The organism is Pseudomonas sp. B20, from assembly GCF_020515755.1.
Lineage (GTDB): Bacteria > Pseudomonadota > Gammaproteobacteria > Pseudomonadales > Pseudomonadaceae > Aquipseudomonas > Aquipseudomonas syringae.
In genome coordinates, this window is sequence record NZ_JAHPJG010000028.1 from 20,465 (window position 1) to 44,921 (window position 24,457).

A 24,457-nucleotide genomic window follows, 5' to 3' on the forward strand; every position below is an offset into this window, starting at 1 on the left:
GATTCACGACAATGCTCATCGATTATGAGATAGCGGTCATTGGCGCCGGGATCACCGGCGCCAGTATCGCGGCGAAGCTGTGCAGCGCCGGTATGTCGGTCGCGCTGATCGACAAGGGCGCAGCCGGCAGCCTGGGCGCAAGCGGCTATTCCGGTGGCCTGGTTCGCCTGTATGACAGCGATCCGCTGCTGATGGAGCTGGCGGCCTATTCCATCAGCCTGATGGACGACGGCATTTTTGCGAGCACTTACGCCAGTGCGTTGCGGCGTACCGGGGTGATTTACCGGGCCGCCACGGACCAGTTGGATAACCTGCACCGCGCCATCGACCAGTACGGCAGCGAACGCTACCCGATGCGCCTGCTGTCAGGTCAAGAGCTCGATGGCCGGCGCTACCCGCATTGCCCGACGCTGGAACGGGCCAACCTGTTCGAGCCGCGCGCCTGCGTCGGCAATGTGCGCCAGGCCGTTGCTGTGCTGTGTCAGTCGGTACGCCAGCAGGGCTTGCTGCTCGAGCATCGCGAGATCAAGTCCATTGACTGCCGGGCACCCGACCTTGTGCACATCGACCTGGGCAGCGCCACGCTGCGTTGCCGGGCCGTGGTGGTCGCGGCCGGTGCGTGGAGCCAGCACCTGGTGCCGCACTCGGGGCTGGAAGCACGCTCGATTCCTCTGGCCCGGGTGCTGACCGAAGGCGACTGGTCAATGCCGGTGATTGATGCGGTGAACCAGAGCTACGGCATACCGCTGACTCGGCATATCGTGCAGACCGGCTGTGGCGCGCGTGACAGCGGCCTGTGGCCCGAGCACCTTGCGCAGCCTGACGCACGGCATGCCGAGGACGCATGCAAGCGCGTCGCCCAGTTGTGCGCCTCGGTCGGCAAGCCGCACGTGCTCGATGTGTTGCCCGGTTTCGACAGTTACAGCGCCGACGGTCGGCCGATGCTGGGGTTCTGTGCCGAGCGCAGCCCGGTGTATCTGGCCGCAGGCATGTCCGGGCTGGGCTTCAAGTTCGCGCCCGGCGTGGCGCACATTGCTGTCGAACAGCTGCGCAGGCATCTGGCCGGAACGGATCGCGCTTGCCCCGGCTGGTCGGCATTGTCACCAGGCAGGTCGATGCCGGGCTTTTCAGCACAAGACCTCGCGCTGGCGAGTGTGCAGTCATGACGTCCTCGGTCGACTCGCGCATACCGGGCTTGCGGGTCGGGGTCAGCGCTCTGTTCGACCCCGACGACACGCCGCATGCACGGACCTTTTTGAGGGCGCTGGCGGTGGCGCGCAATTGCATGCCGGGGCTTGAGCGAGTGCAGTGGCACTTTCTCGACGACGCGGCCAATGCCGTTCGCGGGGCCGATGTGGCCCGGCAAATGGTCGACTGGAAGGCCGATCTGGTCATCGGTCATTTCTCTTCGGATGCAGCCGTCGCTGCCGCGCCGCTGTATCGGCACGCCGGTATTGCCCTGCTGACCCCCGCGGCGACGATCGATTGCCTGACCCTGGAGCATCACAACGTCTTTCGTTTCTGCCCCGCGGACCGGCAACTGGCGGCGGATCTGGTCAGCTGGCTGGCGGCTCGTCAGTGGCCCCGCGTGCATGTTCAGGCCGACGACAGTGCTCACGGGCGGGCCTTGCGCGTTGCCATCGGCGCGGCGCTGGCTAGTGCCGGGTTGCAACGTGTCGACGAGCTCGAGCAGGCCGATGTCGAGGTGTTTGCCGGACGCCTCAAACCCAGTCGCGAGCATTGGCAAGCGCGGCGGCAAGCGGGCAGTGCCCGACCGCTGGTGCTGACCGACGACGCTGCCTCGCCGTATCTGGGCACCGCAGGGCACGACGGCAACACCTTCGTGATCGGCTTCGGAGCCCCGGACAGCGCCGGACATCGCTGTCAGGCCCAGGCACTGCACCGGTCACTGTTCGCTGCCGAGCCACAGACTTACTTTCGCGAAAGCCTGCTGATGCTTTACGTGCTGGCCGAGGTGGCCCGCAGCGGTCTTCGCGCCGGGCAACTGCCGGATGCGTTTCGGCACAGCACCTTCAACACACCGCTGGGCACGGTCAGCTTCGATCAGGGCGAGCTGCGCAGCGCGACGACCTGCCTCTGGACGCCAGGCCCCACCGGGCTGAGCCGCATCACCCCATAGCCCCAAAACACCGCTTTATACCAACTCTAAGGACAGGAACTTCATGGGTAACTCGACACCACACACCTTGCATTCGGACGCCGTCTGTATCGGCTTCGGTCCGGCCGGTATCGCGCTGGCCTGCGCGTTTGCCGATGCGCGAGAGGCCAATGACCCGCTGGGCACGCTGTCCGTTCGCTATCTGGAAGCTGCGCAGGACAGCCAATGGCATCGCGAACTGCTGCTGGCCGGAACGGACATCAACCATCACGTCTTTCGCGATCTGGTGACCCCGCGCAATCCGCGCAGCCGCTTCTCGTTCGCTATGTACCTCAAGGCACACGGGCGAATGTTCGATTTCGGCCTACTGGGCCGCCCGGCCAGTCGTCATGAATGGTCGGATTATCTGGCCTGGGTCGCTGCGCAGGTAGACAGTCAGACCTGCTTCAACACGCCGGTCACCGGAATTGACCCGGTGCTGCGTCATGGGCGCCTGCATGAGCTACGCGTGTGCACGCCGGATACCAGCTTCACGACGCGCAATGTCGTGCTGTCCAGCGGCAGTGCGCCGCGTATTCCGCCCGCGTTCGAGGCGCTGATCGGCCCGACGCTGTTTCACACGTCGCAGTTTCTGAGCCGCCTGCAAGCCTTCGGCGATCAGTTGCCCAAGCGTTGGCTGGTGCTCGGTTCGGGGCAGAGCGCCAGTGAGTCGGTGCTGGAGCTGGTCAGCCGCGACGCCGGCATCGAAGTGCATTCAGTGCATCGCTCGGCCGGTTTCAAACTCACCCAGCTTGGCCAGTTCCCCAACCGGGTATTCGCCCCGGATCACGTCGATTATTTCCATAGCCTGGACCCGGCCGCGCGGCAGCGTTTTCTCGACTGGAGCCGCTCGACCAATTACGCAGGGATCGACCCGGACGAAAGCCAGAAGCTGTTTTCGTTGATCTACGAAGACTCCATCGCTGGTCGCAAACGTCTGCAGACCTACGCCTACAGCGTGATCAGCGCCATCGAACCTGTCGCCGAGGGCTACCGGGTCGAGCTGACCGACACCTTCAGCCAGCGCACTCAGGTGCTGGAGGTCGATGCCGTGGTACTCGGCACCGGGTATCAGCAGTACCTGATACCGCCGTTGTTGAGTGGTTTGCAGCCATGGCTGCAGGCCGATGTCGACGGGGGGCTGCTCATCGATCGGGATTATCAGGTCGCCACCCAAGGCGAGTGTGACGTGAATATCTGGGTCAATGGTCTTTCCGAACGCAGCCACGGAATCAGTGACAGTCAGTCATTTTCACTGATGGCACTGCGCGCCGAGCGTATCGCCACCGCCCTTCAGCAGGCCGTAGCACCGGCCGCCGAACCCTTGCTGGCACAGTGGAAGTGAAGCCCATGTACAACTCTCTTTGCGAAATCGTTCACGATCAGACCTTCCTCAAGGTGACGGGCCTGGGCGCCGATTTTTTCCTGAAAATGGAATCACTCAACCCGGCAGGCTCGATCAAGCTCAAGACCGCCGTGGGGTTGATCAATGACCTTCAGGCGCGGGGCCTGCTGGGCCCGGAGACGATTCTGATCGAGTCCTCGTCGGGCAATCTCGGGGTGGCGCTGGCGATGATCTGCGCTGAACGGGGCATCCCGTTTACCTGCGTGGTCGACCCCAACAGCTCCAGCCATAACATCCGCATGATGCGCAGCTACGGCGCCGAGGTCATCCAGGTCGAAATCCCGGACGCCAACGGCGGGTTCCTCGGGACGCGCATCGAGTTGATTCGCCAAAAAGTGGCCAGCGACCCGCGCTACGTCTGGCTCAATCAATACGAAAATGCGGCCAACCCGCGTGCCCATGCGCGAACCACGGCGCGTTCGATCAGCCAGCATTTCGGCCATGTGGATTATGTGTTCGTCGGTGCCGGGACGACTGGCACCTTGATGGGCTGCATTCAGCATTTTCAGCGCCATCATCCGACCACCCGAATCATTGCTGTGGACAGCGTCGGCTCGGTGACCTTCGACACCCCGGCCAGCCGGCGCTTCATTCCCGGACTGGGCACCAGCCAGCGCCCGCCGATCTTCAAGGCTGATGGTATTTACGCGCTGGAAATGGTCCCGGAATCCCGTACCGTCGCCATGTGCAGAATCCTGGCGCGCAGCAAGGGCCTGCTGGTCGGCGGGTCCACCGCAACGGTGATCGCTGCGGTGCATGCCTGGCGCGAGCGCATCGAGCCCGGTTCAGTGGTCGTGGCGTTGTCGCCGGACTGGGGCGAGCGCTACCTGGATACTCTTTACGATGATCAGTGGGTCGAGCAGCGTTTTGGCCATGAAGTGCTGAGCATGACCTTGGCGGATCTTTCCTCATCAGAGGCTGCAACATCTCCGGGACGCGTGAAAACGCCTTCGCGAGCAAGCTCGCTCCCACAGAATAGGTGTGTAAATGTCGTGCGCGCGCACGCAACGCCTTGTGAGACCGAGCTTGCTCGCGAAAACGGCGGTTCAGTCGCAGCGCCTTCGGGTGCAAGCGCGCTTGCGCAGGAGCAGAGTTCAACCTTCTGGCTGGCCGCCGAGCGGCTGAAGCGGGCGGCGTTCCATGTGGTCGATGGCGAGGTGGTTGCGCGCCTGCTGGCGGCAGATCCGCTGGCCTGTATCGATGATGTGCAGGCGGCGTATCTGGCCCATGAGGCTGGCCACACGATCAATCCCGACAGTTACTTTCTGCGCTTTGCGCAGGCGCCGGCCAATCGCATCATCGCCTTGCCCGCCAGCCTGTCGGGCAAGCAGCCGGTCAGTGGCATCAAATGGATTTCCAGCTTTCCGGGCAATATCGACACGGGCCTGCAGCGCGCCTCGGCAGTGCTGATCCTCAACGATCCGCTGACCGGCTATGCCTTTGCCTGCCTGGAAGCCTCGCGCATCAGTGCCATGCGCACGGCAGCCTCGGCGGTGCTCGCTGCGCGCTGGATGAACCGCCAGCAGCGTCATGTCGGGCGAATGTCGTTCATCGGTGCCGGTTTCATTGCCCGCACCATCCTCGACATGTTCGTCAGCGATGGCTGGACGATGGACGCGGTCAGCGTCTTCGATCAGCACCAGGATTCGGCGCTGGCGCTGGTCGGGCATGCCAGTCGCCATGGACTGCACAGCGAGCCGAGCGACCTGGCGACGTGCCTGCAAGCCGATGTGGTGGTGTTCGCCACTACTGCGCCAAGCCCTTATGTGCTGGAGTCGGTGTTTCAGGCGGGGCAGCTGGTGCTGAACATCTCGTTGCGCGATCTGGGGCCGGAGGTCATTGCCCAGGCGAACAACATCCTCGATGACGTCGAACACTGCCTCAAGGCTCAGACCTCGCCTGACCTCGCCGTGCAGCAGTATCAGCATCGCTCGTTCATTACCGGGACGCTGGCACAGCTGATGACCGGGCAAGTGGAGCTGAGCCCGGACAAGGCTTCGATCTTTTCGCCGTTCGGGCTAGGCGTGCTGGACCTCGCCGTGGGGCAGCGGGTGTATCGCCAGGCGGTGGCCGAGGGCAGCGCTTTGCCGGTGCCGCAGTTCTTCTTTGAATCGGCGCGCTGGTGATGGCCATGCACACGCATACCGTTGCCATTATCGGCATGGGCTCACGCGGGTTGAGCATTCTGGAGCAGTTGATCGGCATGGGTCGCCAAGACGTGCGGCAACCGCTGCATATCGAGGTGTTCGATCCGCAGCCGCCGGGCAGCGGGCTGCACCATGCGCAGCAGCCTGATTACCTGATGCTCAACACCATGGCCGGTCAGTTGTCGGCGTTCTCCTCGGCATTCCCGGCGTGTGAACCGCCAGGCCCGACCTTTTTGCAATGGTGCAGCCGGGAGGATGTACGCGTGGACGAGCGCGGCCATGTCAGCCCGGATGGGCAGGGCAGAGCGGTGGCATTTGGCGACTTCGTGCCGCGTGCATTGCTCGGGCGCTATTTGCAGGACAGTTACCGTTTCCTGCTGCAACGCTGCCCGGCGCATGTGCAGGTTAGCCACCACGCCGAGCAGGTGCTGAGCTGCCAGCCAAGGTCGCAAACGCCGGGTTTCCGGCTGCGTACCGGCAGTCTGGCAATGGACGTCGATGGCGTATTCCTCTCCAGCGGACACGCACCTGAAAACCCCGCGCAGCAGGACGTCGGCGATTGCGTGGTCATCGAAGGCGTGGGACTGACGGCCATGGACACACTTGCGCATCTGACTGAGGGGCGCGGCGGGCGCTACGTGCGCGATGGCGGCTTCGCCGGCTGGCGTTACCTGCCGTCCGGACGCGAGCCCAGGGTGTTGATGTATTCGCGTAGCGGATTGCCGTTTCATGCCAGGCCGCAATGGCATGCCTGCTGTCACGCACCGTTGCCAAGGCTGTTTTTTACGGCCGACGCCATAGCGCGTTTGCGCGAGCAGAGGGAAGGCGGGCGGCTCGACTTTCGCGCCGATGTGCTGCCCCTGATCAAGGATGAGATGCGTGCCGTGTTCTATCAGGCCAGGGTCCGCATGGAGGCGCCTGGGCGGTTGGACTCTGTTCAGCGCCTGCTGCGCGAGTCAAGCACCAGACCGGCAGTGTTTGCCCGTCTGGCAGAACAATGGGGTGCATTCGAGCCTGAGCACTGGCTGAGCACTCAGCCCTGGTCTGGCGCCGAAAGCTCGTATGGGCAGTGGTTCGTCGACTGGATCAAACGTGACCTGGCCCTGAGTCGGCTGGGCACCGTGCACAGCCCGATCTGTCAGGCGCTGGAGGTCTGGCGCGATTATCGCGACCTGTTGCGTCTGGTCGCCGATCGCAACGGCCTGACTGAATCCTCGACGCTGGAGTTCTATGGCACCTGGGCGGGACTGAGCAACCGTCTGGTCGGCGGGCCACAGAAGGAACGCCATGAGGACCTGCTTGCGCTGATCGAAGCCGGGGTCGTGACGGTTCTGCCGCCGATGAGTGACGTGCAGGAGCCGCATAACTGCCTGTCTGCCCGCGTTGCCCACAGCGGCGTGTCGGGCAGTCGTCAGGGGTTGATCAACGACCTGCGCGAGCGCGGGCTGATTCGCGCCGCCCATGCCTGGCCTGCCGATGGCATCGATACCGACGCCGTGGGTCGCGCAATCGGTGGCGACGGTGAGGTGCAACAGCGGCTCTGGGTTCTCGGGCCCGCCGTGGAAGGCTGCACGTTCTACAACCACTACGTACCGACACCTGATCCGACCTGTCGCGCGCTGATCGAGGCGCGCCGGGCGGTCGAGTCCTGCCTGGATACGCTGACAAACACAACTTCAAGTGGCATCACATTTCAGTTGAGCAAAGCCACTCAAGCTATTAATTAAAAAGGAATTATTTCTATGTGCGAAATCACTTTGCTGACCGCTCTCGCTGGTGCGTTCATCGTGCTGATCATCAGCCCCGGTCCGAATTTTCTGGTGATCACCCAACTCTCGTTCAGCCAGTCGCGGCAGCAGGGTATCTGTGCCGGGCTGGGGGTTGCCTCGGGCAGCATTCTCTGGGCCTTGCTGGCAGCCACCGGGTTGGGGCTGGTGTTTCAACAGTTGCCATGGCTGCAACCGACCCTGCAATTGCTCGGCGGTGCCTACCTGACCTGGCTCGGCAGCAAAAGCCTGCGCAGTGCCGGCAGCCAGCCCAAACCCAGGGACATCGCTGCGCTGGGCATTGGCAGTCTGAGCCGCGCCTATCGGTTCGGCCTGCTGACCAACCTGACCAATCCCAAGGCGCTGGCGTTCTACACCAGCGTGTTCACCACCGTGACCACGCCAGGCATGCCGATGTGGGTGCGCACTGCAGGTGTGTCGATCATCGCGGTACTGGCGATTTCCTGGTTCGTGCTGCTCGCCACGCTGTTTTCGATACCTGCGGTACAGGCGCGTTATCAGCGCATGAAAAAGGCCATCGACATCGTCACCGGCCTGTTCATGATCGCCTTTGGTCTGCGCCTGCTGATCGGTTTGCTGCCGGCTGGCTTCATTCACTGAAACATCTGTAAAGGAATACCTGCATGCATCGCAACGACTGGCACTACCCGACTTCCATCCGCGCAGGCGCAGGACGCGTCAACGAACTGGCCGACGCCTGCAGGGTGACCGGCATACAACGTCCGCTGCTGATCACCGACAGCTTTCTCGGCAGCACCGACATGATCGCCAGCGCCGTAGAGGACTGCCGCAGCCAATTGGGCCACTGCGGCCTGTTTGACCGGGTCAAGGGCAACCCGATCGGCACCAACGTCGCCGAGGGGCTGCACGCTTACAGAACCGGAGGCTACGACGGTGTGATTGCGTTTGGCGGCGGCTCGGCGCTGGACGCTGCCAAGGCAGTCGCACTGATGTCGGGCCAGACCCGCCCGTTATGGGATTTCGAAGACATCAACGACAACCATCTGCGCGCCGATCCGGATGGCATTGCGCCGGTGATTGCGCTGCCGACGACGGCCGGGACCGGCTCTGAAGTCGGGCGTGCGTCGGTGATTACCGATGAACAGGCGCAGGTCAAACGCACCATCCTGCACATTCGCATGATGCCGCGCATCGCGATTCTGGATGCCACGCTGACACTGGACCTGCCCAGGCACTTGACCGCCGCCACCGGGGCCGATGCCTTGACCCACTGCATGGAGTCCTGGTGTTCGCCGGCCTGGCACCCGTTGGCCGAAGCGGTTTCGGTCAAGGGCATGCAGATGATCAAGGCGTTTTTACCGCGTGTCGTCGCCGACGGGCAGGACCTTGAGGCGCGACAGCAGATGCTGGTGGCCTCCAGCCTTGGCGCGGCCGCGTTTCAGCGTGGTCTGGGCGGCGTACACGCAATCGCGCAGAGCCTGGGGGCGCTCTACGATCAGCATCACGGCTTGCTGAACGCGATCCTGCTGCCCTACGTGCTGGAGGCCAATCGCTCGGTGCTGCAGACGCAAATGGACGATCTTGCGGTTTACCTGCGGTTGCCTTCGCCCGGTTTCTCCGGGGTGATGGACTGGTTGCTGACGCTGCGCGAGCAGATTGGTATTCCACATACGCTGAGCGAGATCGGCATCGATGATCGCGAAGCCGAGCGGGTAGGGCAGATGGCCTTCGCCGATGGCTGCTCGCACACCAACCCTATTCGCCATTCGGCGCAGGTCTACGGGCAGATTTTCAGCCGTGCAGTGAGGGGCGAGTGAACCATGGCTGCGCTGAACGAGGCGGGCATACAGCGTCTTGATCAGGTCTGGCGCGGTTTCGTCGAGCAGGGCCGGATCGTCGGCGGCGTGCTGTTGCTGGCTCGCCAGGGCCGCGTGGCATATGCCAGTGCGCGCGGCTGGGCCGATCGCGAGCAGCAGCTTCCGGTCACTCGCAGCACGCGTTTTCGCCTGGCCTCATTGACCAAGCTGTTGACCTCGGTCGCGGTGTTGCGGCTCTGCGAACGGGGTGTGCTGGATCTGCACGCTTCTGTAACGCACTGGCTGCCAGCCTTTCGACCGCGTCTGGCCAATGGCCGCGAGCCACTCATCACGTTGCAGCACCTGCTGTCACATACGTCGGGTCTGAGCTATGGCTTTGAGCAGGCGCCCGATAGTGCCTATCAGCGGGCCGGGGTGTCGGACGGGCTGGACCGGGTAGCGTTCGACCTGCAGGAAAACCTGACGCGTTTGGCGCGTGTGCCCTTGCTGTTCGAGCCCGGCAGTGCCTGGGGATATTCGCTGGCCACTGATGTGCTGGGTGCAGTGGTCGAACAGGCTACGGGTCTGGCGTTGTCAGCAGCCATCGATAAATGGGTCACCGCGCCTCTGCGCATGCATGCGACCTCATTCAGGCATCTGCCGGAACGGCCGCTGGCCAGCGCCTACAAGGACGGGGTCAGCGGCCCGCAGCGTATCGACGATGACGATGGGGTGCTGCTCGCCAGCGGCAAGGCGCAGCTGTCCGCAGCCCGCGCCTTTGACACCGATGCGTATCAGTCAGGCGGGGCTGGAATGCTGGGCACGGCGGATGACTATCTTCGGCTGCTTGAATGCCTGCGTCTTGGCGGAGCGCCTCTATTGAGTGAAGCCAGTACCGCGCGTTTGCTGGGCAATGCGATTGGCCAGATGAGCATCGCCAGCCGCGGGCCCGGCTGGAGGTTCGGGCTGGGGCCGATGATCCTCACCGATCCAGCGCTCGCCGGGCAGCGGCAGGGCGCTGGAACCTGGTCATGGTGCGGGCTGTATGGCAGCCATTACTGGGTCGATCCGCGTGCTGCGCTGAGCATGGTGGTTCTGACCAACACGGCGGTTGCCGGCGCGTGGGGCGAATTTGCCGACGCAATCGTCGATGCGCTTTACCCGGAGCCCGTGGTCAGGCCCGGGCAAATTGCTTGCGGTAACTGCTCGGGCTGATGCCCACCAGATTGCGGAAGTGCCGGCGAAACGACTCTTCGGAGCCGAAGCCGGCGCGGTCCACCACTTCGTTCAGGCGTAATTTCGACGATTCCAGCAGTTCCTTGGCGTAGGCAATACGCTCACCGAGCAGCCAGTCGTAAGGCGTCAGCCCGGTGCTTTCCATGAAGCTGCGGTGCAAGGTGCGGGTACTGAGCGCCGCGCGTGAGGCCATCTCCTTGATGGTATGTGGGCGCTGCAAGTCGCTGCGAATCCAGTCCATGAGGTTGGAAATCGGCCCGTCGCTGGCCGATACCAGTTGCCGGGATGCGTATTGCGATTGTCCACCTTCGCGATGCGGCGGGATGACCATGCGCTGCGCAACCATGTTGGCGACGCGCGAGCCGTGATCGTTGCGCACCAGGTGCAGCATCATGTCCAGCCCGGCGGCCGAGCCTGCTGCGGTCACGATGCTGCCCTGATCCACATACAGTTCGTTGGGCTGAATGGTCAGGCCCGGGTACATGGTGGCCAGCAGGTCGGTGTAGCGCCAGTGGGTCGTTACCTTGTGCCCGTCGAGCAGACCGGCCGCCGCCAGTACGAAAGCCCCGGTACAGATCGAGCAGATTCGCGCGCCGCGTGCATGAGCCGCCTTGAGCTGTTCGATGAGCCGTTGCGGGACCTCGGATTCCACCCCGCGCCAGCCCGGCACGATGATCGTGTCGGCGTTTTCCAGCAGCACCTCGCCGGGTGTCGGCACGATGGTGATGCCCCCGGCAGCGGTGATCGGGCCGTCGTCGACCGGGAAGGTCGCGAACTCGTACCAACTGACGCCCAGCTCGGGTCTTTTCAGCGCAAAGACTTCAACCGTGCAGCCAAATTCGAAGGTGCACAGCTGGTTGTAGATGAGTGCGACAACGAGATGATTTTTCATGGCGCGATGTTACCGGATATTGGCATTTCAGCCAGTAGTTTGGCGTGATGCTACTGAGTAATCTGCTCTGTGTCACCGCTGAAACCCGCTTAACCCTCACTATGATGCAAGTGGTCTGCCATGCAGGCCCTGGAGCCAACTCGTGCCACTCAATATCGGTATCTACGTTTATGACGACGTCGAGGTTCTCGACTTCGCTGGCCCCTATGAAGTGTTCACCACCGCAACCCGCATGCACGCCCGCAATAGCCGTGATGACCGGCAGTTGTTCAACGTGTTCACCATCGGCCGCAGCACGGCGCCGGTGCGTGCCCGCGCCGGGCTCAAGGTCGATCCGGATTTCTCGATCAACGACCATCCGCCCGTCGACTGCCTGATCGTCCCGGGTGGCGTGGTGACCGCCGAGCTGGAAAAATCCGACGTGATCCACTGGATCAGCGATCAGTCGGAGCCCGGTCGCGTTGTCGCTGCCGTGTGCACCGGCGCCTTCCTGCTGGCCAGAACAGGCAAGCTGGCCGGCAAGCAAGTGACTACTCACTGGGAAGACATCGACGACCTCAAGGAAATGTTCCCGTCGGTGGACGTGCTCAGCACGCTGCGCTGGGTCGATGAGGGCTCGTTCGTGACGTCGGCAGGCATTTCTGCCGGCATCGACATGAGCCTGCACCTGGTCGAGCGCCTGCACAGCCGTGAACTGGCCGAACGCACCGCGCTGCAGATGGATTTCGACTGGACCGAGAACGACTGAGTCATCCAGTCGCGCTGCGGATACCCCTGAAGAGGCTATGTGCGCGAAATGTGCATAGCCAGCGCTTCAACGCGATAGCCAGCGTCCGCCTTACCCCCGCTTGAGACATTCATTCGAACAGCCGATAAACCGGCCAGCTCGGTGTTTCGGCGGGGGTTTCCTGTATTCCCGAGCCTTTGGCTCAGCGGCAGGACCGCACCCACCTTTGCAAAACCAGAGTGCAGGACACATGAAAACCCACTTCTTCAAAGTCGTTCAAACCGTTGCACAGCACGGTTCGTTCTCCGAGGCCGCCGCCATTCTGGGCTGCAGCCAGTCGAACATCAGCTATGCCATTAAGGAGGTCGAAGATTTTTTCGAAAAACGCCTGTTCATTCGCAGCCGCACAGGCTGCACGCTCACCCCTGAAGGCAAGGTCATCAGCCAGACCCTGGGAAATATCATGGCCACGCTCGAACAACTAAAAAAAATGGGGTCAGTGGCAGCGTCACCATTCATTACCACTCGCACATCCGCGAGACCGGCCTGAGCGCCTCGCTGGACTTTCTCGCCCATCATTACCCCGATATCCACCTGAACGTGCTGCACCGCAGCGAACAGCATCCGTCGCTGGACGCATTGATAAAGGGCGTGGCCGATATTCTCATCCTGCCGGGCCCTGTGCTGGACGAGCATTACCTCGAACACCATTGCTGGTCGGACCATTACGTACTGGTGGCGGCGCGCAGCAAGCAGGGCGCGGCGCAGTGTTTCGCCGAGCTTGCGCAGGTGTCGCGCTATGTGGCCTGGCGGCATCCGGGTGTGGACCGCCTGCACCAGCAACTGGCATCGGCACAGGTACGGCTCAATCAACGTGGCGAACTCAGTTGCCTGGAAACGCTGCTGGACCTGGTCGGCAAGCGCCATTGCATCTCGATTGTGCCAAGCGCGCTGCTGAACGAACGGCTTCGCGAGCTGGAGTCGATCCCGCTGCCGCTGACCGTGATGCGCCAGATCAGCGTCGTGGCGCGGCCTGCTTCATTGCTGTCCAACGCCGCCAATGCCGTGGTTCAGGCACTGAAAAAACCACCGGCCTCGAACACTCGGCCTGATTGACCGAGGTGTCACAAAACACTGTCACAGTGCCCTCAACGAACGTTTGAACGCGATACGAATGCAACGAATCGGGCCGGCAAGGCTCATATCCGTAAGCAATACATTCAGGACGCTCCGCACGCGGGGCGTCTCAGGTCGCCGATTCGAGAGGAAGACTGAACGCTATGACGATACCGGACAAGCAGTACGTGGAATGGCTGGTCGAGCAATCGATGCTGAACGCCGCAAGACAGCGCGCCAAGACCTATTCGGGGCAGGGCAGGCTCTGGCAGCGTCCTTTCGCCCTTGCCCGTCCCAGAGACGCCTCCGCTATCGCCTCGGTCTGGTTTACCGCCTACCCGGCCTCCATCGTCACCCGCGAAGGCGGCTCGGTGCTCGAAGCGCTGGGTGATGAAACACTGTGGCATGCATTGTCGGAAATCGGCATTCAGGGTATTCACAACGGGCCGCTGAAGCTGTCCGGCGGACTGCAGGGTCGCGAGCGCACGCCGAGTATCGATGGCAACTTCGACCGCATCAGTTTCGGCATCGACCCGGACCTGGGCACCGAGGCGCAGTTGTTGAGCCTGACGCGCATTGCCGCAGCGCACAACGCGGTGATCATCGACGACATCATCCCATCGCACACCGGCAAGGGCGCAGACTTCCGCCTGGCCGAGATGGCGTATGAGGATTACCCCGGTCTGTTCCACATGGTCGAGATCCGTGAGGAAGACTGGCAACTGTTGCCTGAAGTGCCTGCGGGCCGCGATGCTGTCAACCTGATGCCCGATGTGGTGGATCAACTGCGCGACAAGCACTACATAGTCGGCCAGTTGCAGCGGGTAATTTTCTTCGAGCCCGGGGTCAAGGAAACCGACTGGAGCGCCACTGACGTGGTACAGGGCGTTGATGGCAAGGCCCGCCGTTGGGCTTACCTGCATTATTTCAAGGACGGCCAGCCCTCCCTGAACTGGCTGGACCCCAGCTTTGCCGCGCAGCAGATGATCATCGGTGACGCGCTGCACGCCATCGATGTCATGGGCGCCCGGGTGCTGCGCCTGGACGCCAACGGCTTCCTCGGTGTCGAACGTCGCGCCGAAGGCACCGCCTGGTCGGAAAGCCATCCACTGTCGATCACCGGCAACCAGCTTCTGGCCGGTGCGATCCGCAAGGCGGGCGGCTTCAGCTTCCAGGAGCTGAACCTGACCATTGATGACATTGCCTCCATGGGGCAGGGTGGCGCGGATCTTTCCTACGACTTCATTACCCGGCCGGCCTATCAGCACGCGCTGCTGACCGGCACCACAGAGTTCCTGCGCCTGATGCTGCGTCAGGTACATGCCTATGGCATCGACCCGGCCTCGTTGATCCATGCCTTGCAGAACCACGATGAACTGACCCTGGAACTGGTGCACTTCTGGACGCTGCACGCCCACGATACTTTCCATTACCAGGGCCAGACGTTCCCGGGCAACATCCTGCGCGAGCACATCCGTGAGGAGATGTACGAAAAACTGTCCGGCGAACATGCGCCGTACAACCTCAAGTTCGTCACCAACGGCGTCTCTTGCACCACGGCGAGCATCATCACTGCAGCGCTGGGCATTCGTGACCTGAACACCATCACCGATGCCGACATTCAGCAGATCCAGCACATCCACTTGCTGCTGGTGATGTACAACGCCATGCAGCCGGGCGTGTTTGCTCTGTCGGGTTGGGACCTTGTCGGTGCCCTGACGCTACCGGCCGACCAGGTCGACCATCTGATGCAGGATGGCGACACGCGCTGGGTTCACCGCGGTGCTTACGATCTGGTCGATCTGGACCCGGAAGCCGAGTTTTCTGCGGGTGACATGCCGCGTCCCAAGACGCTGTACGGCAGCCTGGTCACTCAGCTCCAGCGTCCCGATTCGTTTGCCTCGCAGCTCAAGAAAATTCTCGCTGTGCGCCGCGCTTATGACATCGCCGCAAGCCGCCAGATTCTGATTCCGGATGTCGAGCATCCAGGGCTGCTGGTCATGGTCCATGAATTGCCGGCCGGCAAGGGCACGCAGATCACTGCGCTCAATTTCAGCGCCGAGACCATCGTCGAAACGCTGCAACTGCCCGGTATCGCGCCGGGTCCGGTGGTCGACATCATCAACGAGCGTGTTGAAGGCGATCTGACCGAGCAGGGCGAGTTCACTATCACCCTGGACGCCTACGAAGGGCTGGCCCTGCGTGTGGTCAGCGCCTTGCCACTGTAAGGTGTAACGCGCAGCCGGATCGGCTGCGCGTTACCGCTGAGTCAGGCTGCTCAGGGCTGACGCTTTTTCAGGCGGTAGGCAAACTGGGCGCGGCTCAGGCCCAGCAAGCGCGAGGCGGCCGCCAGGTTGCCTTCGCTCTTGTCCAGCGCCTCCTGGATCAGGCGCTGTTCGAGATCGTCGATGGAGAACGCCTGATCCGACTGATTAAGGGAATCCAGCAGGGAGCTAGCAGGTGCCTGTTGTGCACCCGCAGCCGATGCCTGACGCAGTGCGCCGTGGTGATTCAGCGAGTAAGCATCCCGCGGTAATGATTCGTTGCGGAAAATATGCACCAGATCGATGGCCTGGCCTTCATCACTGGCAATCAGGCCGCGCTCGATCAGGTTCTGCAATTCGCGCACATTCCCGGCAAAGTCATAACCCAGCAGGGTTTTCAGCGCGCGCATGGTCAATCCGGCCGGCGTCCTGCCGTACTCCTGACAGAAGCGCTTGAGAAAGAAATTGATCAGCAACGGGATGTCATCGCGGCGCTCGCGCAATGGCGGCAGGGTGATCGGGTAGACGTTAAGGCGATAGAACAGGTCTTCACGGAAATCGCCATCGGCCACCGCCTTGCGCAGATCAACGTTGGTCGCCGCCACCACTCGAACGTTGACCTTGATGCCGTGCACGCCCCCAACACGCTCGATCTCCCGTTCCTGCAAGGCGCGCAGCAGCTTGCTTTGCCCGGCAAGGCTCAGCGAAGTGATCTCATCGAGAAACAGCGTGCCACCGTTGGAGCGTTCGAAACGCCCGGGTCTGGAGTGCGTCGCCCCGGTATAAGCCCCTCGTTCCACACCGAACAGCTCGGCCTCAATGAGGTTGTCGGGGATGGCTGCGCAGTTGAGCGCCACGAACGGGCCTTCGCGGTTGCGGCTGAGCTGGTGCAACTGGCGGGCGAACATTTCCTTGCCGACACCGGACTCACCGCTGATCAAGACGGTTGCCGGGGTCATCGCCACCCGTTGCAAGGCCTGGGTGGCCGCATTGAAGGCAGCGCTTGCGCCGACCAGCGGCTGGTCGGTGGCCGTCGGTGGGCTTGCCTCATAGCTCGCTGCTGGCGTTGGGACGCTGTGCACTGGAGCAGGTGAGTTGACCGCTCTCAGGTAGCTCAGGTCGCGCTCGACATCGCCCCATTGTTCCGAGGTTTTGCCGACCACACGGCAGCTCACATGCCCCATGCCCCGGCATTCGACTTCGCGGAAAACCACCATCTGCCCGAACAGGCCGCTGACAAAACCGGTGGCGTAGCCGATTTCGGTCCAGCACACCGGGTCCTGGCCGATACCATAGGCCGCGACATGCTCGTCGGCTTCGCACGAGTGATGCCAGAGAAACTCGCCTTCGTAGAACCCTGACTCGGCGTCGAATTTAAAGTGCAACGGCTCGACCTTGGTCATACCTTCCAGGGTATGCAAGTGCGTACCGGCCCGAAACGCCGAGGAGGCGTCAGCCTGTGGCCAGCGCTCGCGAATCAATCGGGCGTCCCGCGCGCCAGACAGGTACCCGGCACGGGTGAACATCCCGCGTGCCTGCTCCTGGCCCAGCCGCTCGATGATCTCGCGGCGCAGGGTGCCGAACGATGAGGTGTGCAGCAGCAACATGCGCTGGTCGTTGAGCCAGATGCGCCCGTCGTCAGGCGAGAAGAACAGGCAACTGGTCAATTCCTCGGCGGTTGGCGAGCCGCCTGCGTGCGTTTGACTGCTGTCGCCGCGAGGCGAGAAATGCTCGGTGGGAACGCTGTGATCGGGCAGCTCGCAGTGAGGGTTGTTCATGGGTGTACCTCGGCCGGGCGATGGTCGAAATGATCAAATCGAGGCTTGATTAATAAACATAACTTCATCAAATGAACAAGCGCGTCCGCGTAGAGTTTTCACTGAGGGGGCTCGACACTTCAGCAAGGTCGTCGCAAACCCTCGTTCCAAAGCGGTTGAGTGATGACATGATGGTCGGATTACAATCCCGGCACAGGCTTTGCTCTGACGTAAGTACGGCGCATGCTTCCCACGACAAAAGGGGCAGGCGATTACAACCATAAAAGCCGGAGTCTTTATATGTCAGCGTCTGATGGCACCCCTCTGTTGCAACGCGCGATTGAAGCCGAATGCGTTTTCAATGGCGACTGGATTCCTTCCTCGTCTCCTTCATTGCCCGTCATCGAGCCTGCGACCGGCGAGCTATTGATGAACACCGCCATGGCCGATGCCGCGGACATCGCCGTTGCCTGCCGTGAGGCTGCGCTGGCTCAACCTGCCTGGGCGGCTCTGGGACCACGTGAAAAGGCCGACATATTTCTTCTGGCCGCCGATCATGCGGTCTGTGCGTTCGATGAACTGGCCCTGTATGTCGCCCGCGAGACCGGCGGCAGCTTGCAAAAGGGCCAGCACGAAGTGAACGAGACCATCGTGTTGTTGCGTCAGGCTGCGGGGATGCTGTCGCAGGCCCATGGTCATGGCCTGATACTGCCGAGTCAGGCCGGTCGTCTGTCCTATGCGCGGCGTGTCGCGCACGGTGTGGTGGGGGTGATATCGCCGTTCAATTTTCCTCTGGTACTTTCCCTGCGCTCGGTCGCTCCGGCCCTTGCTGCCGGCAATGCCGTCGTGCTCAAGCCCGATCCACAGACGCCGATCAGCGGCGGTTTCCTGATCGCCCGGCTGTTCGAAGAAGCCGGCCTGCCCAAGGGACTGTTGCACGTGCTGCCGGGTTCGGCCGATGCCGGCGAAGCGCTGTGCCGCGACACCAACGTGCAGATGATCACCTTTACCGGCTCGACTGGTGCCGGACGCAAGGTTGCCGAGGCTGCGGGTCGCAATCTGAAGAAAGTGTCGCTGGAGCTGGGCGGCAAGAATCCGCTGGTGATTCTTGAAGACGCCGACCTTGATCTGGCCGCCAGCAATGCGGCGTTTGGTGCCTGGCTGCACCAAGGGCAGATCTGCATGGCCACCGGGCTGATCCTGGTCCACGAATCCATCGTCACCGAGCTGACCCGCAAGTTGGCGGACAAGGCGCGGGCGCTGACGGTGGGTAACGCGGCACGCGGTGAGGCTGCTCTGGGGCCGCTGATCAACAAACGGCAATTGCAGCACGTGCATCAGGTGGTCAGTGACAGCCTGCAGGCCGGCGCGCAACTGGAAACCGGTGGCGAGTATGAAGGCCTGTTCTATCGACCGACCGTGCTCAGCGGCGTGAAACCCGGCATGCGCGCATTCGACGAAGAGATATTTGGCCCGGTGGCGGTTGTGGTTAGTTTTTCCACCGACGAGGAAGCCATCGAACTGGCCAACCGTTCCGAGTATGGCCTGGCAGCTGCGGTGATTTCCCCTGACATCGGCCGCGCGACGGCGCTTGGCGACCGACTCAGGTGCGGCATGTTGCACATCAATGATCAGACGGTGGCCGATGAGTGTGTCAATTCGTTTGGCGGGCGCGGTGCGTCGGGCAACGGCAGCAGCGCTGGCAGCCCCTCGGACTGGGATGAATACAGCCAATGGCAGTGGGTGACGGTGAAGAACCAGGCGCCGGCCTATCCATTCTGAATCTGACTGATATTCCATGCTTCATTGCAGCGGGTTATGTGATTTAACGGCAAGACGTGATCCAACAACAATAAGAGCGCGTGACTATGAATCTGAATAACAAAACACTGATCGTCACTGGTGTGTCATCCGGTATCGGCGCTGAGCTGGCACGTGTGGCACGCTTCCAAGGTGCCCGAGTGATCGGCATCGATCGTCATGAACCGCAGCTGACCGTTGACAGTTTCTTCCAGGCGGACCTTGCCGATCCAGGCAGTATCGACGCGTTGATCGAGCGCTTGCCCAAGCAGATCGACGGCCTGTGCAACATCGCCGGTGTACCCGGCACAGCGCCCGTTCAGGCGGTCGCCCAAGTCAATTACCTCGGGCTGCGTCACCTGACCCAACGCGTGTTGCCGCGCATCGTGTCGGGCGGCAGTATCGTCAACGTGGCGTCGATACTCGGTTCGCAGTGGCCGGAAAGGCTGGAGCTGCACAAGGCGCTGGCCGCCACCGAAAGCTACAGCGAAGGGCAGGAGTGGCTGGCGGCCAATCCGGTCGCCCATGAAACCTGCTACCAGTATTTCAAGGAAGCGCTGATCGTCTGGAGCTTCAAGCAGTCGCAGGAATGGTTTCGCGATCATTCGGTGCGCGTCAACTGCGTCGCGCCGGGGCCGGTGTTCACACCGATTCTGGGCGATTTTGTCAGCATGGTTGGCCAGGAGCGGGTCACCCGCGATGGCCTGCACATGAAGCGTCCTGCGCTGGCCGATGAGGTGGCCGAGGTGATTGCGTTTCTGTGTTCCGACGCCTCGCGCTGGATCAACGGTGTCAACTTGCCGATAGATGGAGGGTTGGCCGCTTCCTACGTGTAATGGCTGCACGTGTTGCAACCCCGGCGACGCGTTCGTGGCGCCGGGGCTCTTGAAAACAACAACAATAAGTACAGGAATCACAAGATGCCCAAGTCTGTCTTGCGTACCGTTGCGACCGTATCATTCATCGCCTTGTCATCGACTGCATACGCCTATGACTTGCCCGGCCTTAATCTGGGCAACACCAGCTTCTACGACGGCTCCCCGGCGCCTGCGGGCCCGGGCTGGTATCTGGAGGAGTATCTGAACTATGCCAAGGCCAATCGCTTCAATGACGTGAATGGCGACAAACTGCAACTTCCCAAACAGGATGTGGATGTATTGGCGGTGACCACGCAGATCATCTACGTCGGTCAGCCAATGGCCAATGGGGCTATGCCCGGTATTACCGCAATCAATACGTCGCTGGCGCATGTCGACGTGGATGACGGTCTGGGCAACACCGCCCTGAGTTCGCGCGCCGGTTTCGGCGATCTGGTCATCGGTCCGTTTCTGCAGCTGCCGACGATCACCCGTGCCGATGGCAGCCCGCTGCTGACCCAGCGTGTCGAGGCGGACATTGCGATTCCGGTCGGCGCCTACGATCGCAATCGCTCGATCAACCCCGGCAGTAATTTCTGGTCGTTCAACCCGTACTACGCCGCGACTTACTGGTTCTCGCCGAAATGGTCGGCCAGCGGGCGTTTCATGTATTTATGGAACGGTAAGAACGATGACCCGCAAGCCGGGTTTGGCAATGTTTCCGATACGCAGGCAGGGCAGGCTTTGCACGCTAACCTGACTCTGCAATATGCAGTTAACGAGCAACTCTCGCTGGGGCTCAACGGTTACTGGCTCAAGCAGTTCACGGATACCCAGGTGGACGGCCACGATGTCAGTGGTCGCAAGGAAAAGGTATGGGCCATTGGACCCGGCTTCCTGTATGCCTTCAGCAAGGAGAACGTGCTGACGGTCAATAGCTACTTCGAACAGGGCGCGGAAAACCGCACCGAAGGCAACAAGGTGGTGCTGAATTTTCTGCACAAGCTGTAAGGCATGAGATTATTTTGACTATCGTTCCAACGCTCCGCGTTGGAATGCAGTTCGTGACGCTCTGCGTTACACCTCTCAGGTGCGGCGCAACAGCATGACTTGCCGTTAGCCGTTGCCACAGGAGTACTTTTCGATCGCGATCGCGATCGCGATGGCGCTGACGACGCAGAGTGCGACGTTAGTGACGGCTGAGTCCTGGCGCTGATCCGGGGGTAGCCTGGCAGGACGCCAGGCTAGCCGCACCGTGCCATGGATGGCGCGTTGCGGCGACCCCCGGATCAGTGACAGGGCGAAGGAACCCGACGAAGTCGGACCGGAAACCGGAGCGAAGGGATTTGCCTACTTTGGCCCCATCAAAGTAGGTCGCCGAGGGGCGAAAAGGTGACCTGAGTCGAACCCCAATCTACCTGACAAAGAAAAACCGCTGTGTGTCCTGATAAGCCCGGAAAGTAAGGGCCAAAACCGCAGAATCATGCGGCGTACAGATATCTGTGGGGCTGACCGTTGCGGCGATCCGCATAGCTCACAAAGACGTTAGTCCAAACGCTCTATTTCTGGAGGCTGTACCGACCTCTTCGCGAGCAAGCTCGCTCCCACACGACTTGTGCATAACGGTGGGTGCAGAGCGTGGGGACGATGGCATAGCGTCTGATCAGCTCGACTCTGCAGTCTTGAGCTCACGCTTCTCGACGGTGATTGATCTGGACAGCACGGTGATCGCCGCCAGTGCCGCAATCACCAGGCCTGGCGAGGTGGCCAGCAGTACGCCGGCGGTTCCGGCGCCAGCGCCCAGCAGTTGCCCGGCCGCCAGCGGACCTGCGACCGAACCGAGACGGCCGATGGCCACTGCAGCCCCCACACCGGTGGCGCGTACCGAGGTCGGGTAGGAGGGTGGGGCCAGCGCATACAGCACCAACTGCGCGGCGATGACAAACACCCCGGCTGCAAACCCGGCAATGGCCATCGGGACGATACCAACCGACAAACCCACGCCTGCCAGCGCCGCGAGCAAACCGGCATAGACGAACAGCACGACCTTGATGCCATTGCAGCGATCGAGCAACAGCCCGCCCAGCAACGAGCCCAGTGCGCCGCCGATATTGAACAGCATCTGCACCATGCCCGCCTGCGGTTTGCTGAAACCCTGACCGATCAGCAGTGAAGGCAGCCAGTTGAGGAGCATGTACATCACGGTCAGGGTGAAGAAGTAGCCGAGCCACAAGGCCAGCGTCGTGCGCGCCCGGCCTTCGCCGAACAACGCAGTGGCGCTTGAATGCCGAACGCTGTCAGCAGTGGTCTGCTGTTTGAAAGCGCTGGACTCGGGCAGCAACAGGATCATCAGCGGAGCTACCAGTAGCGGCACCAGACCGCCGATGATGAACGTGGTCTGCCAGTGCTCGCTGGTGAACATGGCCACAACCGCGGCCAGAGCACCGCCCAATGGAACACCGGCGTACATGACGCTGATGGCCAGCCCGCGGTGGCGTTCACTGACGGCTTCGGCGCACAAGGCAATCAGGTTGGGCAGTGCTGCCCCAAGACCCAGGCCGGTCATGAAGCGCACCAGCAGCAGGCCGGAAAAGCTCTCGACATACGCAGTGCTCAGCGAAAAGACCCCGAACAGCAGCACTGCGCTCACCAGAATCTTCTTGCGGCCGATGCGATCGGCAATCCACCCGCCAAAGAAAGCGCCAGGTAGCAGCCCGATGATCCCTGCGCTGAACACCCAGCCCATCATTTTCGGATCGAGGGCGAAGGTCTGGCGCAATCCGGCGGCGGCCGTTCCCGCAGCCTGCAGGTCGAAGCCTTCGATGAGCGCAACGATAAAACACAAGACAATGGTCAGCGTCGATCGACGTAACGGACTGTTCATGGCAAGCCTCATTGTTGTTTTTGTTGTGGAGAAAAGCCTGTTCCCGAGCGCCAATCGACGCGCTGTGACAGGTAGTTATCAAGGTAACAAAAATAACTAAAAATTGAATCTGGTCGAAAAGCTCGTAAAAAATGAATCTTAGTCTTTAAAAAACATTGAGTTAGAAGATGAATGTCGAGCGACTGATAAAGTAGTTAATAATATTAATGTTCGATTATCGGTCAATTCGGATTGACGTGGCCGCAGAATCTTTCAATTCTCTGCTCACGGACCTGCAATCAAGCGCCGGACCGACTCCAAAAACAACAACAATAAGTGGACACCGAACATGTCGAAGCTCGCTCATGATGCAGCAAGCGCTGTGTCAGCTCCCTTTTTTCGTGGAAAACGTTGTGGCCTCGCGCTGGGCCTGCTGGGTATCAGTGCCATTCCCGACCCTGCACAGGCGCAGGGTTTTCTGGATGACAGCCACGGCACCCTGACGCTGCGCAATTACTACATGGACCGCGATTACAAGGATGATGGCGCCAAGACTGCGACTCGGGAGTGGGCGCAGGGCTTCATCATGAACGCGGAATCCGGTTTTACCCAGGGACCGGTAGGGTTCGGACTGGACGCGCGAGCGATGGTCGGGGTGAAACTGGATTCTTCGCCAGACCGCAGCGGCACCGAGCTGTTGCCGGTATCCGCCAGTGATGGCCGGGCGGCTGACGAGTATTCGCGGCTGGCTCTGACCGGCAAGCTGAAATTCCACGAAACCACGGTCAAGACCGGTGATGTGTCGATTTTCCTGCCGTTCGCTTTCGCCAGTCCCTCGCGACTGTTGCCACAGACCTTTCGTGGTACCACGCTGACCTCGAAGGACATTGATGACCTGACCCTCAACGCGGGCTACATCGACCGGGTCAACAAGCGTGACTCCAGCAACTACCAGGCCATCAGCATCGCTTCACCGAACCGCCGTTTCAATGGTGCGGCAACGTCGTCGCATATGGCTTATGCCGGTGGCGATTATCAGGTCGACAAGGACCTGAGCCTGCGTGCGTATCACGCCGAGGTAGACGATCTCTATACCCAGAACACCCTGGCCCTGTTGCACAAGCTGGCGATTGGCGACGGCGTGCTGACCACCGACCTGCGCAGCTTTTTCAGCCGCGATACCGGCAGCGCGAAAGCCGGCGAAGTCGACAACCAGAACCTGTCCGCGTTGCTTGGCTACAAGTGGGGAGGGCACAGCGTCAGCCTTGGCTCCATGCATTCCAGTGGCGACACGGCGACGCCTTATGTCTCGGGCACCGAGCTGATGGGGTTGAGCGAGATGACCATGAGCTCGGACTTCCTCAACGCCAAGGAGCGCACCTGGCAAGCCATCTACGACTATGACTTCACGGCCATCGGGCTGGTCGGGCTGCGCAGTCGCCTGCGCTATGTGCGCGGCGACAACATCGAGCTGGCCGCTTTCAATGCCGATGATCGCAAGGAGCGTGAGTTTCAGATGGAGCTGGGCTACGTTGTACAAAGCGGTCCGCTGAAGAATGTCGGGCTGCTGGCGCGCAAGTCGATCTATCGCAACGACTTCCCGGCAGGTGCAGCGTTTCGTGACGAGAACCAGACACGCTTCATCGTGCAATACAGCTTGCCGCTCTGGTAACTATCCCCGCTTTGACGGC

General features: G+C 61.7%; 19 protein-coding genes. 16 read left to right on the forward strand and 3 right to left on the reverse strand.

Annotated features, from left to right (window positions below; translation table 11 throughout):
• The first annotated feature begins 11 nt into the window (after positions 1–11).
• Genes LIX91_RS23090 through LIX91_RS23125 form a run of 8 tightly spaced genes read left to right on the forward strand, consistent with a single transcriptional unit; the run spans position 12 to position 10,469 of the window.
• A complete protein-coding gene (locus LIX91_RS23090) occupies positions 12–1,166 on the forward strand; it encodes an NAD(P)/FAD-dependent oxidoreductase (protein WP_003416927.1) in 1,155 nt (384 codons plus the stop codon).
• Entirely contained in the window at positions 1,163–2,140 is a 978-nt protein-coding gene (locus LIX91_RS23095) for an ABC transporter substrate-binding protein (RefSeq protein ID WP_226489235.1), read from the forward strand. Before LIX91_RS23090 ends, LIX91_RS23095 begins: the two co-directional genes overlap by 4 nt.
• A gap of 43 nt (positions 2,141–2,183) precedes the next feature.
• Complete coding sequence (locus tag LIX91_RS23100) at positions 2,184–3,503, forward strand: lysine N(6)-hydroxylase/L-ornithine N(5)-oxygenase family protein (protein ID WP_100071776.1); 1,320 nt, start codon at positions 2,184–2,186, stop codon at positions 3,501–3,503.
• A gap of 5 nt (positions 3,504–3,508) precedes the next feature.
• On the forward strand, positions 3,509–5,689 hold the full coding sequence (gene sbnB, locus LIX91_RS23105; protein WP_226489236.1) for a 2,3-diaminopropionate biosynthesis protein SbnB: 2,181 nt from the start codon (positions 3,509–3,511) through the stop codon (positions 5,687–5,689).
• On the forward strand, positions 5,689–7,437 hold the full coding sequence (locus tag LIX91_RS23110) for an FAD/NAD(P)-binding protein (protein WP_226489237.1): 1,749 nt from the start codon (positions 5,689–5,691) through the stop codon (positions 7,435–7,437). Before sbnB ends, LIX91_RS23110 begins: the two co-directional genes overlap by 1 nt.
• A 15-nt stretch (positions 7,438–7,452) precedes the next feature.
• The gene (locus LIX91_RS23115; protein WP_226489238.1) at positions 7,453–8,097 is read left to right on the forward strand and encodes a LysE family transporter; all 645 of its coding nucleotides are present in this window, start codon (positions 7,453–7,455) and stop codon (positions 8,095–8,097) included.
• Positions 8,098–8,120: 23 nt separating this feature from the next.
• Positions 8,121–9,275, forward strand: a complete 1,155-nt coding sequence (locus tag LIX91_RS23120; protein ID WP_226489239.1) for an iron-containing alcohol dehydrogenase — start codon at positions 8,121–8,123, stop codon at positions 9,273–9,275.
• Between the two features lie 3 nt (positions 9,276–9,278).
• Positions 9,279–10,469, forward strand: coding sequence for a serine hydrolase domain-containing protein (locus LIX91_RS23125; protein ID WP_103697293.1), 1,191 nt, complete (start codon positions 9,279–9,281; stop codon positions 10,467–10,469).
• Here LIX91_RS23125 and ftrA read toward each other — a convergent pair.
• Complete coding sequence (ftrA, locus tag LIX91_RS23130; protein WP_024665331.1) at positions 10,429–11,382, reverse strand: transcriptional regulator FtrA; 954 nt, start codon at positions 11,380–11,382, stop codon at positions 10,429–10,431. The two genes, LIX91_RS23125 and ftrA, sit on opposite strands and share 41 nt — an antisense overlap.
• A 142-nt stretch (positions 11,383–11,524) precedes the next feature.
• Between ftrA and LIX91_RS23135 the strand changes: the two genes are divergently transcribed.
• The 4 genes from LIX91_RS23135 to treS all read left to right on the forward strand — a co-directional run bounded on the left by LIX91_RS23135 (position 11,525) and on the right by treS (position 15,453).
• The gene (locus LIX91_RS23135; RefSeq protein WP_226489240.1) at positions 11,525–12,130 is read left to right on the forward strand and encodes a DJ-1/PfpI family protein; all 606 of its coding nucleotides are present in this window, start codon (positions 11,525–11,527) and stop codon (positions 12,128–12,130) included.
• A gap of 229 nt (positions 12,131–12,359) precedes the next feature.
• The gene (locus tag LIX91_RS23140) at positions 12,360–12,659 is read left to right on the forward strand and encodes a LysR family transcriptional regulator (RefSeq protein WP_003400996.1); all 300 of its coding nucleotides are present in this window, start codon (positions 12,360–12,362) and stop codon (positions 12,657–12,659) included.
• Positions 12,656–13,225 (forward strand): substrate-binding domain-containing protein, encoded by a 570-nt coding sequence (locus LIX91_RS23145; protein WP_230412643.1) that lies wholly within the window; start codon positions 12,656–12,658, stop codon positions 13,223–13,225. The genes LIX91_RS23140 and LIX91_RS23145 overlap by 4 nt, the downstream gene beginning before the upstream one ends.
• Positions 13,226–13,389: 164 nt before the next feature.
• Positions 13,390–15,453 (forward strand): maltose alpha-D-glucosyltransferase, encoded by a 2,064-nt coding sequence (gene treS / locus LIX91_RS23150; protein ID WP_226489241.1) that lies wholly within the window; start codon positions 13,390–13,392, stop codon positions 15,451–15,453.
• Between the two features lie 50 nt (positions 15,454–15,503).
• On the opposite strand, the gene LIX91_RS23155 is transcribed toward treS, so the two are convergent.
• Positions 15,504–17,267, reverse strand: coding sequence for a sigma-54-dependent Fis family transcriptional regulator (locus tag LIX91_RS23155; RefSeq protein ID WP_226489242.1), 1,764 nt, complete (start codon positions 17,265–17,267; stop codon positions 15,504–15,506).
• 279 nt (positions 17,268–17,546) lie between these two features.
• On the opposite strand from LIX91_RS23155, the gene LIX91_RS23160 reads away from it, so the two are divergent.
• From LIX91_RS23160 to LIX91_RS23170, 3 genes are all read left to right on the forward strand, one after another.
• Positions 17,547–19,028, forward strand: coding sequence for a benzaldehyde dehydrogenase (locus LIX91_RS23160; RefSeq protein WP_046235138.1), 1,482 nt, complete (start codon positions 17,547–17,549; stop codon positions 19,026–19,028).
• Between the two features lie 86 nt (positions 19,029–19,114).
• Positions 19,115–19,882 (forward strand): coniferyl-alcohol dehydrogenase, encoded by a 768-nt coding sequence (locus tag LIX91_RS23165; RefSeq protein ID WP_100071785.1) that lies wholly within the window; start codon positions 19,115–19,117, stop codon positions 19,880–19,882.
• Between the two features lie 84 nt (positions 19,883–19,966).
• On the forward strand, positions 19,967–20,914 hold the full coding sequence (locus LIX91_RS23170; protein ID WP_226489243.1) for a transporter: 948 nt from the start codon (positions 19,967–19,969) through the stop codon (positions 20,912–20,914).
• Positions 20,915–21,566: 652 nt separating this feature from the next.
• On the opposite strand, the gene mhpT is transcribed toward LIX91_RS23170, so the two are convergent.
• Positions 21,567–22,787 (reverse strand): 3-(3-hydroxy-phenyl)propionate transporter MhpT, encoded by a 1,221-nt coding sequence (gene mhpT, locus LIX91_RS23175; protein ID WP_226489244.1) that lies wholly within the window; start codon positions 22,785–22,787, stop codon positions 21,567–21,569.
• 328 nt (positions 22,788–23,115) lie between these two features.
• On the opposite strand from mhpT, the gene LIX91_RS23180 reads away from it, so the two are divergent.
• Positions 23,116–24,438, forward strand: coding sequence for an OprD family porin (locus LIX91_RS23180; RefSeq protein WP_226489245.1), 1,323 nt, complete (start codon positions 23,116–23,118; stop codon positions 24,436–24,438).
• The last annotated feature ends 19 nt before the right edge of the window (positions 24,439–24,457 follow it).

Coding starts and splice junctions, on each gene's coding strand:
- LIX91_RS23090 (WP_003416927.1), top strand. CDS start 12: ATGCTCATCGATTATGAGATAGCGGTCATTGGCGCCGGGATCACCGGC.
- LIX91_RS23095 (WP_226489235.1), top strand. CDS start 1,163: ATGACGTCCTCGGTCGACTCGCGCATACCGGGCTTGCGGGTCGGGGTC.
- LIX91_RS23100 (WP_100071776.1), top strand. CDS start 2,184: ATGGGTAACTCGACACCACACACCTTGCATTCGGACGCCGTCTGTATC.
- sbnB (WP_226489236.1), top strand. CDS start 3,509: ATGTACAACTCTCTTTGCGAAATCGTTCACGATCAGACCTTCCTCAAG.
- LIX91_RS23110 (WP_226489237.1), top strand. CDS start 5,689: ATGGCCATGCACACGCATACCGTTGCCATTATCGGCATGGGCTCACGC.
- LIX91_RS23115 (WP_226489238.1), top strand. CDS start 7,453: ATGTGCGAAATCACTTTGCTGACCGCTCTCGCTGGTGCGTTCATCGTG.
- LIX91_RS23120 (WP_226489239.1), top strand. CDS start 8,121: ATGCATCGCAACGACTGGCACTACCCGACTTCCATCCGCGCAGGCGCA.
- LIX91_RS23125 (WP_103697293.1), top strand. CDS start 9,279: ATGGCTGCGCTGAACGAGGCGGGCATACAGCGTCTTGATCAGGTCTGG.
- ftrA (WP_024665331.1), bottom strand. CDS start 11,382: ATGAAAAATCATCTCGTTGTCGCACTCATCTACAACCAGCTGTGCACC.
- LIX91_RS23140 (WP_003400996.1), top strand. CDS start 12,360: ATGAAAACCCACTTCTTCAAAGTCGTTCAAACCGTTGCACAGCACGGT.
- treS (WP_226489241.1), top strand. CDS start 13,390: ATGACGATACCGGACAAGCAGTACGTGGAATGGCTGGTCGAGCAATCG.
- LIX91_RS23155 (WP_226489242.1), bottom strand. CDS start 17,267: ATGAACAACCCTCACTGCGAGCTGCCCGATCACAGCGTTCCCACCGAG.
- LIX91_RS23160 (WP_046235138.1), top strand. CDS start 17,547: ATGTCAGCGTCTGATGGCACCCCTCTGTTGCAACGCGCGATTGAAGCC.
- LIX91_RS23165 (WP_100071785.1), top strand. CDS start 19,115: ATGAATCTGAATAACAAAACACTGATCGTCACTGGTGTGTCATCCGGT.
- LIX91_RS23170 (WP_226489243.1), top strand. CDS start 19,967: ATGCCCAAGTCTGTCTTGCGTACCGTTGCGACCGTATCATTCATCGCC.
- mhpT (WP_226489244.1), bottom strand. CDS start 22,787: ATGAACAGTCCGTTACGTCGATCGACGCTGACCATTGTCTTGTGTTTT.
- LIX91_RS23180 (WP_226489245.1), top strand. CDS start 23,116: ATGTCGAAGCTCGCTCATGATGCAGCAAGCGCTGTGTCAGCTCCCTTT.